Raw genomic sequence first — 14,635 nt, 5'->3', positions numbered from 1 at the left:
AGCAGCGTTCGGAAGCCGGTCGCCACCAGTGCTTGTGGGTGCTCCGGAGGCCCGCGTCCGATCGATGGCCGGCGCGCCCGTAAACACCCGCGCGAGGAAGCGCGTCAACTGCAGCAGTAGTCCATCGCCATGCCGTCGGTCAGCTGCCCGAGTGTGAGACTGATCTCGAGGGGCAATCGGGTGCGAGCGTCGGAATCCGTATGACTGAGGCGCCGTCGCGGGTCAGAACGCGTGGACGGCTGTCGCCATGACGAGTTCTAGACCGCCCTCGACCTGGCTGGTGGTGAGCGTGTGGTGATGCCGGCGATCTCGGTGATGTTCGTGACGTGTGTGCCACCGCAGGGGATGTCGGTCGAGCCGCCCGGCAACTCGCAAACCCAGGTGCGCCGGGAAGACAGCCGGTCATCGTCACGATCGATGCGCACCGGCCCGCCGGCGCCGACCCAGGTGGCGAGCTGCGCATTGGTTCGATCGGTGACGGCGTCGAGGTCGTCCAGCGCAGTGACCATGAATCCTTTGCGACGCAGCGACTTGCCGATCCTGTAGATGTCGACCGAGTGATGGGGTGTGATGCGCGACTGCTGAATCGCCAGCGAGTCGAACGCGGGACTTCCGAGCGCATCCGTCGGGACGGCTTTGCTCCACGACCCAGCTAGTGCGGCGTCGAGAGCGAGCGCGGCGAGGTGGCACGCGGTGTGTGCCCGGGAGAGCGCAGCGCGGTGCTCCGGGTCGACGTCGATGCGGACCCCTTCGCCGGTCTCGGGTGGTGTGCCGTCGATGATGTGGGCCACGACGAAGGTCCAGCCTTCGGTTCCCGTGCGCACCGGCAAGTCGTGGGGAGGGTCATGCGTTGGTCCGTTCGCTCGGGAGGGGGTCAGGGAGGGGCCCGTCTGCAGACTCGTCGGGTTCGGTGCGTTCGCGCGGCTTGAGTTCGCTGACGACGGCGCCGGCGACGATGAGGACCGCCCCGGCGATCGCGACGGGGGGAAGCCTGTCGCCGGCGATGCGGCCGATGATCGCGGCCCACACCGGTTCGCCCGCGTAGATGATCGTGGCGCGCGTCGGTGAGACTGATCGCTGGGCCCAGTTCATCGTGATCTGGATGAGACAGCTCGCCGCGCCGAGAGCGACCGCCGCTGCCAGCCACCCCCACGAGAACTCGGGAGCCTGCTCGCCGACGACGGGCATGGTGGCGAAGCCGAGTAGTCCGGCCACGAGCAGCTGCACAACGGTGACCCGACCGAGGTGCACCTTGCCGGCGAAGAAGCCGATGAGGATGATTTCAGCTGCGATCGGAAGGGTGCTGGCCAGCGTCGCGATCTCGCCCGCCCCGAAGCTGAAGCCGACGTTGCCGGGGTCAGCGAGAAGCAGGAGGCCGGTGAAGGCGAGTGCCACGCCGAGCCAGGTGAGAAGCCCTGGGGGCTTTCGGAACACGATCCACTGCAGCACCGGAACCAACGGAACGTAGAGGGATGTGATGAACGCCGAGGTGCTGCTGTTGATGGTCTGCAGCCCAACGGTCTGCAAGCCGTACCCGAGGTAGATCATCAGCCCGATCGCACACCCAGCCCAGATCTCCTTCCACGTCAGTCCCGAAAGGACCTTTGCGAAGACCACCGCGGTGATCACTCCAGCAGTAAGAAACCGCATGCCGACGAAGAACCATGGCCCGCTGTACTGGACCGCGATGTGCACGATCAGGAACGTCGCGCCCCACACTGCCGTAATGGCGATAAGGGCGACCTCTTGCCGAGACAACGAGACCCTCCTGCCAGTGTGCAACATGCTGCACACTCTATGGTGCAGAATGATGCACATGCAAATCGAAGGAACGTCCGCGGTTCTCGCGCACGTCAGCGCTAACGTACGCAGATTTCGTGTGGCTGCGGAACTCAGTCAGGTCGCGCTTGCAGATCGTTCGGGCATCAGTCGCCGCACCATCGTCAAGCTCGAGGCAGGGGAGGCGAACATCAGCTTGACCGGACTCGATCACCTCGCGGATGCACTGGGTGTCACCTTCGTCGACCTCGTTGCAGCGCCGGCCGCACCGCATACGGACGTCAGGGAAGTCGCCTGGCAAGGGAATGTGCCGGGCAGCGAGGCCGTGCTGCTCGCTTCCGTTCACGCCGCGAAAGATGCGCAGCTCTGGGCGTGGACGCTCGAACCCGGCGACCGCTACGATGCCGAGCCCGACCCTGTGGGGTGGTCCGAGATGATCCTCGTCTCCGAAGGCTCCATCCTCATTCAGAAGGAAGATGGCGGCGTCACTCTGCAGACCGGCGACCATCTCGCCTTCCCCACCGCCCAGCAATACGCGTACATCAACGAAGAAAATGCTCGGGCGCGATTCATACGTGTGGTCGTGAGTTGAGACCAGCCGGAAAAGAGAGGCGAGCGCTCCCGTGAATCGCGGCTTCCGCCAGGTGGATGTATTCGGACAAGGCCCGACGCGCGGCAACCCTGTCGCGGTGGTGCTCGAGGCAGACGGCCTCGACGACGAGACCATGCGGCAGTTCTCCGTGTGGACGAACTTGTCCGAGTGCACCTTCGTGCTTCCCCCGACGAACGCGGGCGCGGACTATCGCGTTCGCATCTTCAGCCTGAACACCGAGATCCCGTTCGCCGGCCACCCGACCCTGGGTACGGCACGCGCTTGGCTCGACGCGGGCGGCATGCCGGCGGATCCCACGGTCGTCGTGCAGGAATGCGACGCAGGCCTCGTACCAGTCCGGATCGATGGAAGCATGCTCACCTTCACTGCACCTCCTCGTACGCGCTCTGGTCCCGTCGATGACGAGCTGCTCAAGACGCTCACCAGCATCCTCGGCATTGATGGCAGTCAGGTCCTCGACGCCGAGTGGCTGGACAACGGTCCTGGCTGGGTCGGCCTCTTGCTGGATGGCGCGGACACCGTGCTCGGTCTCCGACCTGATGCGTCCCACCACCCAGGCCGCTGGGACATCGGTGTTCTGGGGCTGCACCGAAGGAGCTCGGACGTCGCCGTGGAGGTGCGCGCGTTCTTCACCGAGGGCGAAGAGCCTCTTAGAGAAGATCCCGTGACCGGTAGCCTCAACGCTGCGGCGGCGGAGTGGCTGATCGCCAGTGGGCGTTTGACTGCTCCCTTCGTCGCTGCTCAAGGAACTGCGATGGGGCGACAAGGCCGAGTGCACATCACCAGCGAAAACGAGCAGGTCTGGGTCGGTGGGCACGCCGACGTCATCCTTACCGGAAGCGTCCTGATCTGAAGGCATGGCGGAACCAGGTCTCAGATCGGGCTCGCCGCTACGCCGCCGGCCTTGCGGGGTTTCGGAGCACCGTTCCCAGCGGGGCCGCTACACCCACGTACGACCCGAGTTCGCGTCGAGTCCGCCGATCCCGGGTAGTCCGTTTCGCGCCTAAGGGTGTGGTTCAGCGACGGGAAGACTGTGCCACGTCTGGAACGCGAGCTCGGCCGCGCCCTCGGCATCCGCGGCTTGGCACATCGCGATCAATGCGGCGTGGCGTTCGCGCGAGGTGAATCGGTCGATCGACACGAAGCGCAGGAACTCAGCCCGCCGCACGACGGGCTCGAACTGTTCGAGCACAGCTGCGAGAGAGGGATTGCCGGACGCGCGGACGAGCGCTCCGTGGAAGTCATCGTCGGCTGCGACAGCGGCGATGGCATCGCCGGACTCCACGGCCGCTGAGAACCTTTCGTTGGCCTCGCGCATCTCTTCGACGACCGAGGAGGCCAGGTCAGGTACTGCCAGACGTGCGGCGAGTTCGTGCATCGCGGCGACGACGTCACGTGCGTGTCGCACGGTGCCCTCTTCCATCTCCGCCACGACCGTCGAGCGTCCCGGCCGGGCCACGATCAGCCCGCTCGCAGCGAGCCGCAGAAGCGCTTCGCGTACCGGCGTCCGACTCACGCCGAGCCATTCCGCGAGCTCGCCGTCCCGGAGGCTCTCACCGGGCGCGAACGTGCCGTCGACGATCGCGTCACGCAGGCGCACATAGACGTCATCGCGGAGGAGCGAGCGGCCGACTGGTAGGTGATTCTGCGGGATCGGCATGCGATGTATTGCACACAGAATCCCGGCATCCGTCAAGTCTGGACGAGTCAGGGTGGGGGCCGACTCTGGGTAACCGACACCCCCGGAATATAGACCCGAGCATCCTTGTTGCTGAATGCAACATGCAATATATTGCTCGTGTTGGCTCCGCCGACTGACGAGTGCTCGCTCCGGAGACACCGGACGAGAGACAGAAAGGAAGAGAAAATGAGCACCTCCGATCAGCAGATCAAGAACGTTGTGCTGGTGCACGGCGCCTTCGCCGATGGCTCGGGCTGGCGTGGCGTCTACGACAACCTGACGTCTCGGGGCTTCAAGGTCACCATTGTCCAGAACCCACTCACCTCGCTCGAGGATGACGTCGCCGCGACCACGCGGGTCCTCGATCGACAGGACGGCCCTGCGATCCTCGTCGGCCACTCCTGGGGCGGCACAGTGATCACCGAGGCGGGCGTCCACCCCAACGTCGCGGGACTGGTCTACGTCTCGGCGCTGGCACCTGATGCGGGCGAGACCACCGGGCAGCAGTACGAGGGTTTCGCCGAGACGCCGGAGTTCGTCATCGATGTCGTCGACGACGGGTACGGCTTCCTCAATTCGGAGAAGTTCAAGGCCGGCTTCGCCCACGACGCGAGTGACGCCGACGCCGCGTTCCTGCGGGACGCGCAGGTGCCGATCAACATGTCGGTCTTCGCCACGCCCGTGAAGAACGCGGCGTGGCGCGAGAAGCCCACATGGGCTGTCATCGCCACGGAGGACAAGTCGTTCGACCAGGCGATGCTGCAGCACATGGCCACGCGGGCGGGCGCGAAGATCACGAACGTCTCTGCCAGCCACGCACTCTACGTGACGCAGGCCGGAGTCGTCGCCGACACCATCGCTGCAGCCGCAGAGGGCGCCCCACCCACCGGTCAGTGAGTCGCGGTGCGCCCACCTTCGGCGCCTCTCTCTCAGTGCGCCGGGGCGCGCGTCGGCTGCGATGTCCAGGAACCCGGACCTCACATGGGCTGCGGCGAGTTCTCCCACTCGTCGCGCGTGAGGAACGCGAGTCGCCCGGACTTGCCCGGCAGTTCGACGCGCGGTCCGAGAGTGAATCCGAAGAGGCCCGCGCGGGCGAGGGCGCGGTCGTTGTCGACGTCGGGCTCGATCACGATCCGCTCCGCGCCCGGCTGCGAGAACAGGAAGCCGGCGATCGCGTGGGCGACGCGAGTGGTGAACCGAGGCGCGGGCGCGCCACGGTCGCCGAGGAGGAAGTGGATGCCGACATCGCCGGATTGCACCTGATACACCTCGCCGACCGGGTCGTGCTCGGGCTCGTAGGTCTGCAGGAGCACGATCGGGAGGGCGTCGCGGCGGATCAGGAACGCGTGGTGGGTCGTCAATCCGTCGACGTAGGTGTACAGGTCGCGGAGCTCTTCGGGCGTCAGGTCGCCGAGCCCCCAGAAGCGGGCCGAGGGAGCGGTCACCCAGCGATGGATGACCTCGAGCTCGGCGACGGGATCGAGCGCCGACACCTCGAGTCGGCCGAGCCCGGGAACGTCGGCGGCGTGCACGAGGGAGCCGGCGGCGCCGGTCGCGAGGCGTGGGGTGGCGGTCGTCGTCATGCTGCTCCGGTCGGGGTGTCGGCGCGCAGGCGCGTCCAGTCGGTGAGGACGCGGACGGGACGGACGTCCGTCCAGGCCGCCAGTTGGTCGGCGAAGTGCGGGGACGCGGGGTCGCCTGCCGCGCCGAATGGCACGGACCACAGGCTGTTCTCGCGGTCGGCAAGGTCCCACGCCCACCGTGCGACGGACCCCCGCCACGCCCGGTCGGTGACCCCTGGGGTCGAACCCGCGCAGCGCACCGTGTCGCCGTCTCCCGACAGCGGAACGTCGAGCCCGGCGCCGGGATCCGCGCCGCCGGGCACCTCCGCGAGGACATGCAGCGGGAGCAGGCGATGCGTCGTCCCCCAGCTCCCCGCGTCGGCGGCGTCGTCGAGCGCCGCGGCGACCAGGACGGGGGCGTCGTCGCGCAGGGCAGGATGTTCCAGGAGCCGTGCGAGCGCCGCGGCGACCTGGCCGGTGACGCCGAGCCACGGGTCGAACACCGCACCGAATCCGTGGGGCCTGTGCAGTGCCCGCAGCGCGGGGTGCGCGGCCACTCGCCGTACGAGGGCGGCCCGCCAAGCGGCGAACGTGCCGGCGACGGCGGATGCGGCATCCATCCGCCCGTCCCACGCCGCGAGCCGATTGCGCGCCGCAGCCGCGCGCGGGGGCAGCGCATCCGACGGCAGCACGGCGAGCAGCGCTGCCACGGATCCGCTGGCCGTGTCGCCCCAGATCGGGAGGAATCCGTCGACGGAGCTCGGGCGCTGATCGTCGAGCAGGACGCGGATGCGGTCGGCGCGGTGCGGCGACGGGTATGCCCAGCCGAGGTCGATCGCTGCGTCCGAGGGACGCTCGTTCGCGTCCACGGCGACGTCGGCGACGGCACGGTGCGAGGCCCCGCCCCGGTCGGCGGCCGGGAGGGTCGTGGCGGCGTCCAGGGGAAGCCGGCGCTCACTGCGGGCGCGTTCGGGTGTCGTGCCGACGGTCGCCGACAGCACCATGCCGGTGCGGTCCGCGGCGAGCACGCGGTTGACCGGATCGACCCATCCCGAGAACGCCGCGACGACGTCGTCCGCGGTCCGTGCGCGCAGCAGGCCCAGGAGCGCGCCGGCGCCGAGGTCGGCATTCGCCCGTGCCGGCATGCGGATGCTCCACGCGACCAGTTCCCCGCCGTCGGGGCGCAGGTCGGTCACCACGGTGCCGCGTTCGGTCTCGAGCGCCTCGACCTCGACGCCGCGCCCGCCGCGCACGCGCACGACGGTGCGTTCGACGTCGATGGGACGCCAGCCGCCGGGGCCGAGCGCCTCGTATCCGCCGGCCACGGGCCGCAGGCGCTCGCGGAAGACGTCGACCGCGTGCGCGATGGCGTTGGTCACGCCCCAGGCTGCGTCGCCCGTGTGGCCGAAGTGCGCGATGCCGGGCACCCCAGGGAACGCGAGCCCGACGACGTCGAACTCGTCGCACGCCAGCCGCACCTGCTGGTAGACGCCGGGGAGCTCGAAGATGCGGTGCGGGTCACCGGCGAGCAGCGGCATCCCGCTGTCGGTGCGCGAGCCGTGCAGCGCCCACGCGTTGCTGCCCGACGAGGGCTGTGTCTCGTCGCCGCCGTCGCCGTACCCTGCGAACACGTCGACCCACGCGTCGCCCAGGGTGTCGGCGACGTGCTGCCGCCACAGCAGCAGCGGGAACGTGGAGAACAGCGCATGCGCGACGTGGAGCACGCCGAGCGGGTCGTGGTCGGCCCACGGTTCGAGCGGTCGCGCTCCGCCGAAGATCTCGTCGAGCGTGCGGAACTCGGCGGCATCGCCACCGGCCTCGGTCATCCCGCGCCGAACCCCTGCGGCGTAGCGGGCCACGAAGGCGCGGGTCTCGGCATCCGTCCCCGCCAGCGCCTTGCGCGCGGTGTCGTCGAGCCGCGCGCGGCGTGCGAACACGTCCCACGCGAGTCCCGCTTCGCCGATCAGCTCCGACAGCCGGCCGGCTGCGCGCAGCCGGTCGATCTCGATCTGCCAGCCGCGGTCGCGGGCCGTGACCTCGCCCTGCGCCTCGGCGAGAGCCCCGGCATCCGTCGCGCGGATGTGGGGGATGCCGAGGTCGTCGCGATACACCTCCGCCATGGAGTCAGACTTCCAGAAGCTCGCGCGGGGCCGCGATCGGCGAACGCGAGCGCGCGATCGGGTTCGTCAGGGTTCCGGCGTACATGAGCGAGGCGGACTGGTCGGCGAGGTCCACCATCTGCAGCGTGTTGCGCAGCTGCAGGCGGTTCAGGCAGGAGTGCGCGAACACGTCGGCGCGCAGATCGACGCGGGAATCGAGATCGGGATGCTGCCCCGCGTGCTCGTCGATGATCTCGGCGGCGATCCGCCAGAACTCGGCCTCCGGCAGCGTGCCGTCGACGTGCAGGATGCCGGCGAGGTGGCGCAGGACCCCGTCGAAGACGTCGGTGAAGATCGCGAGCGCCTCCTCCCCGTCGTCGACGGGTGACACGATGCGGCGGACGTCGTCGGGTACGGCGCGATCGGCGAGCAGTGCGACCTCCTCGCCGATGTCCTTCATGAACACCCCGGTGGGCACGTGACCCTCGAGGATGAGGATGAGGTTCTCGCCGTGCGGCATGAACGCGAGGTCGTGGGCGAGCAGGCAGTGCACGAGCGGGCGTAGGTAGACCCGCAGGTACGCCCGCACCCACTGCGCCGCCGGGATGCCCGACGCCCGCACGAGGGCGGTGGCGAAGGAGTGACCGGACGCGTCGCGGTGCAGCAGCGAGGCCATGGTGGCGAGGTGCTCGCCGGGGGCGATGAGCGGGATAGGGCTCTCGCGCCATAGCGCCGCGAGCATCTTGCGGTGCGCCGACGGCGTCGGGGTGCGGTGGTACGCGTCGCCGGTGTAGCCGATCGACGCGCGCTCCCGCAGCACGCGGAAGCCGGACTCCCGGAGCGTGGCGTCGCCGGCGACGAGGTCGGCGACCCAGTCGTTGATGGCGGGTGTGACGCGCATGTAGGCCGGCGACAGGCCCCGGAGGAAGCCCATGTTCTGCACCGCGAGGGCGGTCTTGACATAGTGGCGGTCGGGGTGGGTGGTGTTGAACATGGTGCGCACCGACTGCTGGGCGCGGTACTCGTCGTCGCTCTCCCCGATGAGGACGAGATCCCGGCGGGCGATGTCGGGAGCGAACGTGATCGAGATCCGGTTCTCCCACTGCCACGGGTGCACGGGGAGCAGGTGGTAGCCGTCGGGGTTCTCGCCGGTCTCCTCGAGGCGCGCAGCGAACCGGGCGCGTTCGGAGGGCGAGAACTCCTCGGAGAGGAGGGATGTCTCGTCGAGGCCGGCGCCGAGCGCGAGGTGGGAGAGCGACCGGCGGGCGGCGAGCCACACCAGCCGGAACGGGCGGCCGGACTCGGGGGCGTAGGCGGCGTGGTCGGACACGCCGAACCCGATGCGCCCGTTGTTGGCGACGAAGCCGGGGTGGCCCTCGGTCATGGCGGACTCGATGGTCTGGAAGTCCGCCACGGTGAGCTCATCGGCGGATGGTCCGCCGCGCGCGATCTTGAACGCGGCGCCGGCGAGCGTCGATGCGATCTCCTCGAGATAGATCGGCAGCAGCTGGTCGGAGAGGCCGAGCAGCTGCTGCAGCTCGAGGATGAGCGCCTGCGCGTCGAGCTCCGCGGGAGCCCCGTCGACGAGACGGTGCAGGCTGGCCTCGTCGATGATCCAATGCTCGAGCTCGGTGCGCACCGCCGCGAAGCGGTATTCGACAGCGGCGTGCGGCACCACCAGCCGCCAGCCGCCGACGACCGGCTCGGGGGCGAGCAGGCGCTCGTGGCTGAACTCGGCGATCGCCTTCGCGACGAGGTGGCGCTGGGCATGGGCGAGCGCCACGGGGGAGAGGTGCGAGGCGGGGGAGATCATACAAGTGCCTTTCCGGTGGCGGCGAGTTCTGAACGGCGGTAGTCGTCGCGCGTGCACACCGACAGCACGGCCGCCTTGCTGTGGGCGCCGTCCTCGATCGTCACGTGGCGCAGTTCGGTGAATCCGGCGCGCACGTTCTTGCGGCGGATCAGGTGGTTGCGGGCGTCCGGTTCGACGACGACGCGCTCTGCGCCGAGTTCGTCGAAGCACCATGCCATGACGGCAGCGAAGACCGCGTCGGTCAGGCCGTGCCGGGGGTGGTCGCCGGGCGGCGCGATGAGCACATGCATGCCCAGATCGCCGGGGAGGGTGTCATGGATGCCGTTCAGCAGCACGTGCGCCGGGTCGTACGTCTCGGCGAAAAAGGTCGGCGCACCGTCCACCAGCCCGAGCCAGCCATCCTGGTACGGGTCGGTCACCACGCTCGCGAGATAATCGCACACGGCGTCGACGTCGTGACCGCCCATCTGCCAGAACGCGGCGTGCGGGTCGGCGAGCCACCGCTGCACCACGGGCGCGTCCCGGCGTGGGTCGGCGGCGACGAGCGACACGGACGCCATCATCGTGCCACCCCGGATCCCGCGCTCGCCGCCTCGAACGCGTCGGCGGGAACCCCGAAGTCCTGGAAGGCGATGCGGCGTTCGATCGGATAGACCTCGCGGCCGGTGATCGACGCGAGGATCGACGAGTTGCGCCACGCACCGAAACCGAGGTCGGGTGCGGTGAGGCCGTGGGTGTGCTCCTCGCCGTTCTGCACGAACACCCGGCCACGGCCGCCGTCGACGCTGTAGTCGCGGGCGACCGCGAGACGTCCGAGAGCGTCGTGGTCGAGGCGCTCGGCCACGGGTGACAGGAACGGGGGCGTCTCGGCGGCATAGCCGGTGGCGAGGATCAGGGAGGCCGTCTCGCGTTCGTGCTCGCGGTCGAGCTGCCCGTGGCGCAGGCGCAGGCGGTAGCGATCACCGTCCCACTCGGCCGACGTCACCTCCGTGTCGGTCAGGAGCGTGGTCGGCACCGCGCCGTGGGCGCTGAGGCGGTACAGGGTGTCGTAGATGTCGTCGATGAGCTCGCCCGAGATGCCCTTGTAGAGGCTGCGCTGCTCACGGCCGAGGTGCTGACGGATGCCGAGCGGGAGGGCATGGAAGTGATCGGTGTACTCCGGTGAGGTCATCTCCAGGGTGAGCTTGGTGTACTCCATCGGGAAGAACCGCGGCGAACGGGTGATCCAGTCCAGGCGGTACCCGCCCTCGCGCACGCCCTCCAGCAGGTCGCGGTAGATCTCCGCCGCCGACTGCCCGCTGCCGACCACCGTGATCGAGTCCGACGCGCGCAGCTCGTCGCGGCGGTCGACGTAGTCCGAACTGTGGATCGCGGGGCCGTCGATGCCGCGCAGCGCCGGCGGGATGGCCGGCCGGGTGCCGACGCCGAGCACGACGTGTCGCGCGCGCAGCTCGCTCTGCTCGCCGGTGTCGGTGCGCATGGCGCGGACGACGTAGACGTCGTCGTCGAGGTCGTGCTCGATGGCGACGACCTCGTGATTCCAGAGCAGGTTCGGCAGACGGTCCGCGGCCCACCGGCAGTATGCGTCGTACTCGGCGCGCAGCGCATAGAAGCTCTCGCGGATGTAGAACGGGTACAGCCGGCCCGTGTGCTTGAGCCAGTTGACGAAGGAGAACTCCGACGTCGGGTCGGCCATCGTGACGAGGTCCGCGAGGAACGGGACCTGGATGGTCGCGCCCTCGATCATCATGCCGTGATGCCACCGGAGCCCATCGTTGCGGTCGAGGAACACCGCATCCAGCTCCGTGGGTTGGGCGAGGCACGCCAGGCCGAGGTTGAAGGGCCCGATCCCGACCCCGACGACGTCGTGCACGTGCCCGGTCATGCGGTCGCCTCCGCATCGGCGAGAAGCCCGTCGAACTCCGGGGCGATCCCCGCCAGCGTGGTCGCGGCATCCTTCACCATCGCGAGGACCCCGCGGATGTCGTCGGCCGTGGTCTCGGGGTTCAACAGGGTGAGCTTGAGGCAGGCCCGGCCGTCGATCACCGTCTTGGCGACGAGCGCGCGCCCCGACTCGAACAGGACCCGCCGAACGCCGGCCACCAGCGCGTCCTGCGTCGCGGCATCCGCTCCGTCCGGCCGGACGCGGAACAGCACCGTGCTCAGCTGTGTCCGGCCGACGAGCTCCAGCTCGGGATCGGTCGCGACCTCGTCGCTCACCCATTGCGCGAGGTCGATGACGGTGTCGAACATCTCGCCCAGACGCTCGGCGCCGACGGCGCGGAGCGTCACCCACAGCTTCAGCGCGTCGAAGCGGCGCGTCGTCTGCAGCGACACGTCGACCTGATTCGGCTCCTCGTTCTCGAGCGGATTGAGATAGTCGGCATGCCACGCGCCCGCCGCGAGGTCTCGCGGTTCGCGCACCAGCAGCGCGCTCGATGACACCGGCTGGAAGAAGCTCTTGTGGAAGTCGACCGTGACCGATCGCGCCCGCTCGATCCCGGCGAGGAGATGCCGGCGGCGCGGTGAGACGAGGAGCCCGCACCCGTACGCCGCATCGACGTGCAGCCACACGCCGCCGGCGTCGCACACGTCCGCGATCGGTGCGAGCGGGTCGATGACACCGCGGTCGGTGGTGCCGGCGGTCGCGACGACGGCCATCGGAAGGCGACCGGATGCCTCGGCCTCGCGCAGCGCGACCGTCAGGGCTGCGGCATCCATGCGTCCCTCGCCGTCGTCGGCAACGGCGATGACCGCGTCTTCGGTCAAGCCGAGGAGCAGGGCCGACTTGCCCACGCTGAAATGGCTCGACGCCGTTGCGAACACGGCCAGGCGCGCGAGCGCCCGCGGACGCGCGAGCTCCGTCCGCGCGAGCGCCGCTTCGCGAGCGAGGAAGAGGGCGTGGAGGTTCGACTGCGTGCCGCCCGAGGTGAACACCCCACCGCCGTGCGGGAACCCGATGCGTTCCGAGGTCCAGGTCAGGAGGCGGCGCTCCATGAGGGTGCCGACGGTGGACTGGTCGTAGGTGTCGACCGAGGTGTTCACCGCCGCGAGGACGGTCTCGGCTGCCACCGCAGGCAGCGCGACCGGGCAGTTGAGGTGCGCCGCGTAGGACGGGTGATGGAACCAGACGGCGTGCTCCAGGAACAGCTCATCGATCTCGCGGATCGCGCGGGCCGTCCCGACGCCGTCGACGTCGAGGGCGACGCCGTCGACGAGCTCCTGCAGATCCGAACGTGCCGCGCCGGAGAACGGCTGGGTCACTGTCTCGAAGCGCGTCGCCACTCGCGACGAGGTCTGAGCGACCAGCGAGCGGTAGAGATCGGCGGTGGGGCGTGTCAGCAACTCGTGCACCAGCACTCCTTCGGTTAGGTTTGGCTTACCTAACTTCTACGATCCTGGTGAGGGTGTCAACTCGGACGTCATCGTCCGGTGCGCTACCCCGCCGTCGTATTCGTCGACTTCGAAGGCGACGCGGGGTTCGTCGAAAGCTCGGCGGGCTTCGAGCCGGGCGCCGTGCGGAACAGCACCATGCGGCCCATCGACCACATATTTGAGCCGGATCGACCTCCCTTTCAGGCGGGTTCGATCCGGCTCAGCCTTCTGGATTCGTTTCGTTCCTGTCGAAGCGGCCGGGTCGGGTCACTTCACTGGCTGAAGGAAGTGCCGATCAAGCCAGCGGGCGGCGCCTTCACCGATCCCTGCGCCCTGGACCTCGGCCTCCCGGAAGTGGAGACCTTGGTATACGCGCGCGTCGATGGTGTCATCGACCACGGCACTGAAGTGCTTGTACTCTCGCGTCGCACCGGTCGCGATCCTCACGACACTGAAGTTCATCCTGTTGGTGTCGAAGAAGGCCATGGCAGCGTGCATGTATGCCGCCGAAACGCAGTTGTAGCCAGATGGATGCTCGGAATACGGCGGAGCCGCGAGGAGCGGCGCCCATTCCGTATCGCCCACGGTCTTGCGGTTGCCGTCATTGTCGCCCTCGTGGATGGCGGTCACCGGACGCCAGAAGTTCCAGAAGTTCTTGTCGTCGAAGCAGCTGATGACACTGTCTGCAGTGGCCAGGTTCAACATGGCGAAAAGGCGGGCTTCTTCGGCGAGCGTGAGTCCCTCCGCTTCGGATATCGCCCGGAATGTGCGGTTGAACAGCTCCGGCGGGTGCGCCGTGTACAAGTCGGCGACGACGTTCTGCTTGGCGGTGCGGCGGCTGTCGATTGCTCCGAGGTCTTTCACCTCGTTGTAGTCCTTTGCGTAGTCGTGGCTGGTCAGTGCGTTCGGCCCTGCCGTGCGGAGCTGGGATGTGCTCTCAAGCGTGAACGGTTCGACCGCGCTCACCCATGCAAGGGCGTTGCTCGGCTCTGGCGGCGAAATGGGACGCCATTCGCCGGGCCCGGTGCCGACCTGCCACAAAATGGGCCCGCCGGTGGGAGAAACCGCGTAGCGGCCGTCATCGGTTCGTGCTTCGAGCATGGCCGCCGCGGCGGCTGCACCTGCTGCCACCCCCTCGGTCTTGGCATCGCCGGCGGGGATGCTTGCGAGCGCGGCGGCATAGAGGCCATCAAGCCGGTCCCGGACCACCTGCGGCAACGCGGGTACCAGTCCGATTCCCAAGCCGACCAGCACGTGGTGCGCGGCGGTGGCGACGGCGGCCTCCTGCGATGCCGACCGGGACACCGCTGGAAGATCTGGCAGGTAGGGCTGGTATCCGCCTACGATCGCGTTGACCGCGTCGTAGACGGCTCCCTGCACCATCGCGAGGTGCAATTGCGAGACCGGCGGCGCCTGAGCTGCACCGGGAATGTCGGCCCCTGTGGGGTTTATCAGCGCGTCCGAAGCATGGAGATTCCAGACACGCACCGCGTCGGAATGCTGCGGCTGTGCCACCGCGGGCGCGGTTCCCAGCGCTGTTGCCACCAGCGCGACGAGAGCGGCAAGCGTGAAAGTGCCGAGTGTGCGCTTATGTAGTCCTGGTCGCATGATCCGTCCCCTTCTAGGTCTCACCTGACCGCGGCTAGGCGGTTGCGTCGCGACTCGTCACATGACTGGTCGGGCTGGACGCAGTGCGAGTGGGTGCACTCAACC

The 14,635-nt window shown here is 68.9% G+C and carries 13 protein-coding genes; 3 read left to right on the top strand and 10 right to left on the bottom strand.

The genetic code is table 11. The features are described 5' to 3' along the window. Nucleotides 1–257 precede the first annotated feature (257 nt). Together B2K11_RS18985 and B2K11_RS18980 are read right to left on the bottom strand one after the other, a co-directional pair. Nucleotides 258–824, bottom strand: a complete 567-nt coding sequence (locus tag B2K11_RS18985; protein WP_163620653.1) for a hypothetical protein — start codon at nucleotides 822–824, stop codon at nucleotides 258–260. 19 nt (nucleotides 825–843) lie between these two features. Beyond that, nucleotides 844–1,758 carry a DMT family transporter gene (locus B2K11_RS18980; protein ID WP_239526266.1) on the bottom strand — a complete coding sequence of 305 codons (915 nt, stop codon included), beginning with the start codon at nucleotides 1,756–1,758 and terminating at the stop codon, nucleotides 844–846. A gap of 58 nt (nucleotides 1,759–1,816) precedes the next feature. Here B2K11_RS18980 and B2K11_RS18975 point away from each other — a divergent pair, with 58 nt between their 5' ends. Then, a complete protein-coding gene (locus tag B2K11_RS18975; RefSeq protein WP_239526265.1) occupies nucleotides 1,817–2,371 on the top strand; it encodes an XRE family transcriptional regulator in 555 nt (184 codons plus the stop codon). Between the two features lie 31 nt (nucleotides 2,372–2,402). Continuing rightward, a complete protein-coding gene (locus B2K11_RS18970) occupies nucleotides 2,403–3,245 on the top strand; it encodes a PhzF family phenazine biosynthesis protein (protein ID WP_163620651.1) in 843 nt (280 codons plus the stop codon). Nucleotides 3,246–3,395: 150 nt separating this feature from the next. Here B2K11_RS18970 and B2K11_RS18965 read toward each other — a convergent pair whose 3' ends face one another. Next, the gene (locus B2K11_RS18965; RefSeq protein ID WP_204260195.1) at nucleotides 3,396–4,052 is read right to left on the bottom strand and encodes a GntR family transcriptional regulator; all 657 of its coding nucleotides are present in this window, start codon (nucleotides 4,050–4,052) and stop codon (nucleotides 3,396–3,398) included. Nucleotides 4,053–4,259: 207 nt separating this feature from the next. Here B2K11_RS18965 and B2K11_RS18960 point away from each other — a divergent pair, with 207 nt between their 5' ends. Continuing rightward, nucleotides 4,260–4,970, top strand: a complete 711-nt coding sequence (locus B2K11_RS18960; protein WP_163620650.1) for an alpha/beta hydrolase — start codon at nucleotides 4,260–4,262, stop codon at nucleotides 4,968–4,970. An 80-nt stretch (nucleotides 4,971–5,050) separates the two neighbouring features. Here B2K11_RS18960 and B2K11_RS18955 read toward each other — a convergent pair whose 3' ends face one another. The 7 genes from B2K11_RS18955 to B2K11_RS18925 all read right to left on the bottom strand — a co-directional run bounded on the left by B2K11_RS18955 (nucleotide 5,051) and on the right by B2K11_RS18925 (nucleotide 14,467). Further along, the gene (locus B2K11_RS18955; RefSeq protein ID WP_163620649.1) at nucleotides 5,051–5,656 is read right to left on the bottom strand and encodes a GNAT family N-acetyltransferase; all 606 of its coding nucleotides are present in this window, start codon (nucleotides 5,654–5,656) and stop codon (nucleotides 5,051–5,053) included. Then, nucleotides 5,653–7,755, bottom strand: a complete 2,103-nt coding sequence (locus B2K11_RS18950; protein WP_163620648.1) for a penicillin acylase family protein — start codon at nucleotides 7,753–7,755, stop codon at nucleotides 5,653–5,655. The genes B2K11_RS18955 and B2K11_RS18950 overlap by 4 nt, the downstream gene beginning before the upstream one ends. Before the next feature lie 4 nt (nucleotides 7,756–7,759). Beyond that, nucleotides 7,760–9,547 (bottom strand): IucA/IucC family siderophore biosynthesis protein, encoded by a 1,788-nt coding sequence (locus tag B2K11_RS18945; RefSeq protein WP_163620647.1) that lies wholly within the window; start codon nucleotides 9,545–9,547, stop codon nucleotides 7,760–7,762. After that, on the bottom strand, nucleotides 9,544–10,098 hold the full coding sequence (locus tag B2K11_RS18940) for a GNAT family N-acetyltransferase (protein WP_239526264.1): 555 nt from the start codon (nucleotides 10,096–10,098) through the stop codon (nucleotides 9,544–9,546). Before B2K11_RS18940 ends, B2K11_RS18945 begins: the two co-directional genes overlap by 4 nt. 8 nt (nucleotides 10,099–10,106) lie before the next feature. Beyond that, nucleotides 10,107–11,432 (bottom strand): SidA/IucD/PvdA family monooxygenase, encoded by a 1,326-nt coding sequence (locus B2K11_RS18935; protein WP_163620645.1) that lies wholly within the window; start codon nucleotides 11,430–11,432, stop codon nucleotides 10,107–10,109. Next, the gene (locus B2K11_RS18930) at nucleotides 11,429–12,901 is read right to left on the bottom strand and encodes an aspartate aminotransferase family protein (protein WP_163620644.1); all 1,473 of its coding nucleotides are present in this window, start codon (nucleotides 12,899–12,901) and stop codon (nucleotides 11,429–11,431) included. Before B2K11_RS18930 ends, B2K11_RS18935 begins: the two co-directional genes overlap by 4 nt. Before the next feature lie 288 nt (nucleotides 12,902–13,189). Next, nucleotides 13,190–14,467: a vanadium-dependent haloperoxidase gene (locus B2K11_RS18925; protein ID WP_163620643.1), complete on the bottom strand. Its 1,278-nt coding sequence runs from the start codon at nucleotides 14,465–14,467 to the stop codon at nucleotides 13,190–13,192. Between the last annotated feature and the right edge of the window lie 168 nt (nucleotides 14,468–14,635).

The organism is Microbacterium sp. B35-30 (assembly GCF_010634855.1).
GTDB lineage: Bacteria > Actinomycetota > Actinomycetes > Actinomycetales > Microbacteriaceae > Microbacterium.
The sequence above is the reverse complement of the archived record's forward strand: the minus strand, read 5'-3'. Positions and strand labels throughout refer to the sequence as shown.

What these genes read in the sequence shown, in the direction of transcription:
- B2K11_RS18975 (WP_239526265.1), top strand. Translation starts at nt 1,817, where the DNA reads ATGCAAATCGAAGGAACGTCCGCGGTTCTCGCGCACGTCAGCGCTAAC.
- B2K11_RS18965 (WP_204260195.1), bottom strand. Translation starts at nt 4,052, where the DNA reads ATGCCGATCCCGCAGAATCACCTACCAGTCGGCCGCTCGCTCCTCCGC.
- B2K11_RS18960 (WP_163620650.1), top strand. Translation starts at nt 4,260, where the DNA reads ATGAGCACCTCCGATCAGCAGATCAAGAACGTTGTGCTGGTGCACGGC.
- B2K11_RS18955 (WP_163620649.1), bottom strand. Translation starts at nt 5,656, where the DNA reads ATGACGACGACCGCCACCCCACGCCTCGCGACCGGCGCCGCCGGCTCC.
- B2K11_RS18950 (WP_163620648.1), bottom strand. Translation starts at nt 7,755, where the DNA reads ATGGCGGAGGTGTATCGCGACGACCTCGGCATCCCCCACATCCGCGCG.
- B2K11_RS18945 (WP_163620647.1), bottom strand. Translation starts at nt 9,547, where the DNA reads ATGATCTCCCCCGCCTCGCACCTCTCCCCCGTGGCGCTCGCCCATGCC.
- B2K11_RS18935 (WP_163620645.1), bottom strand. Translation starts at nt 11,432, where the DNA reads ATGACCGGGCACGTGCACGACGTCGTCGGGGTCGGGATCGGGCCCTTC.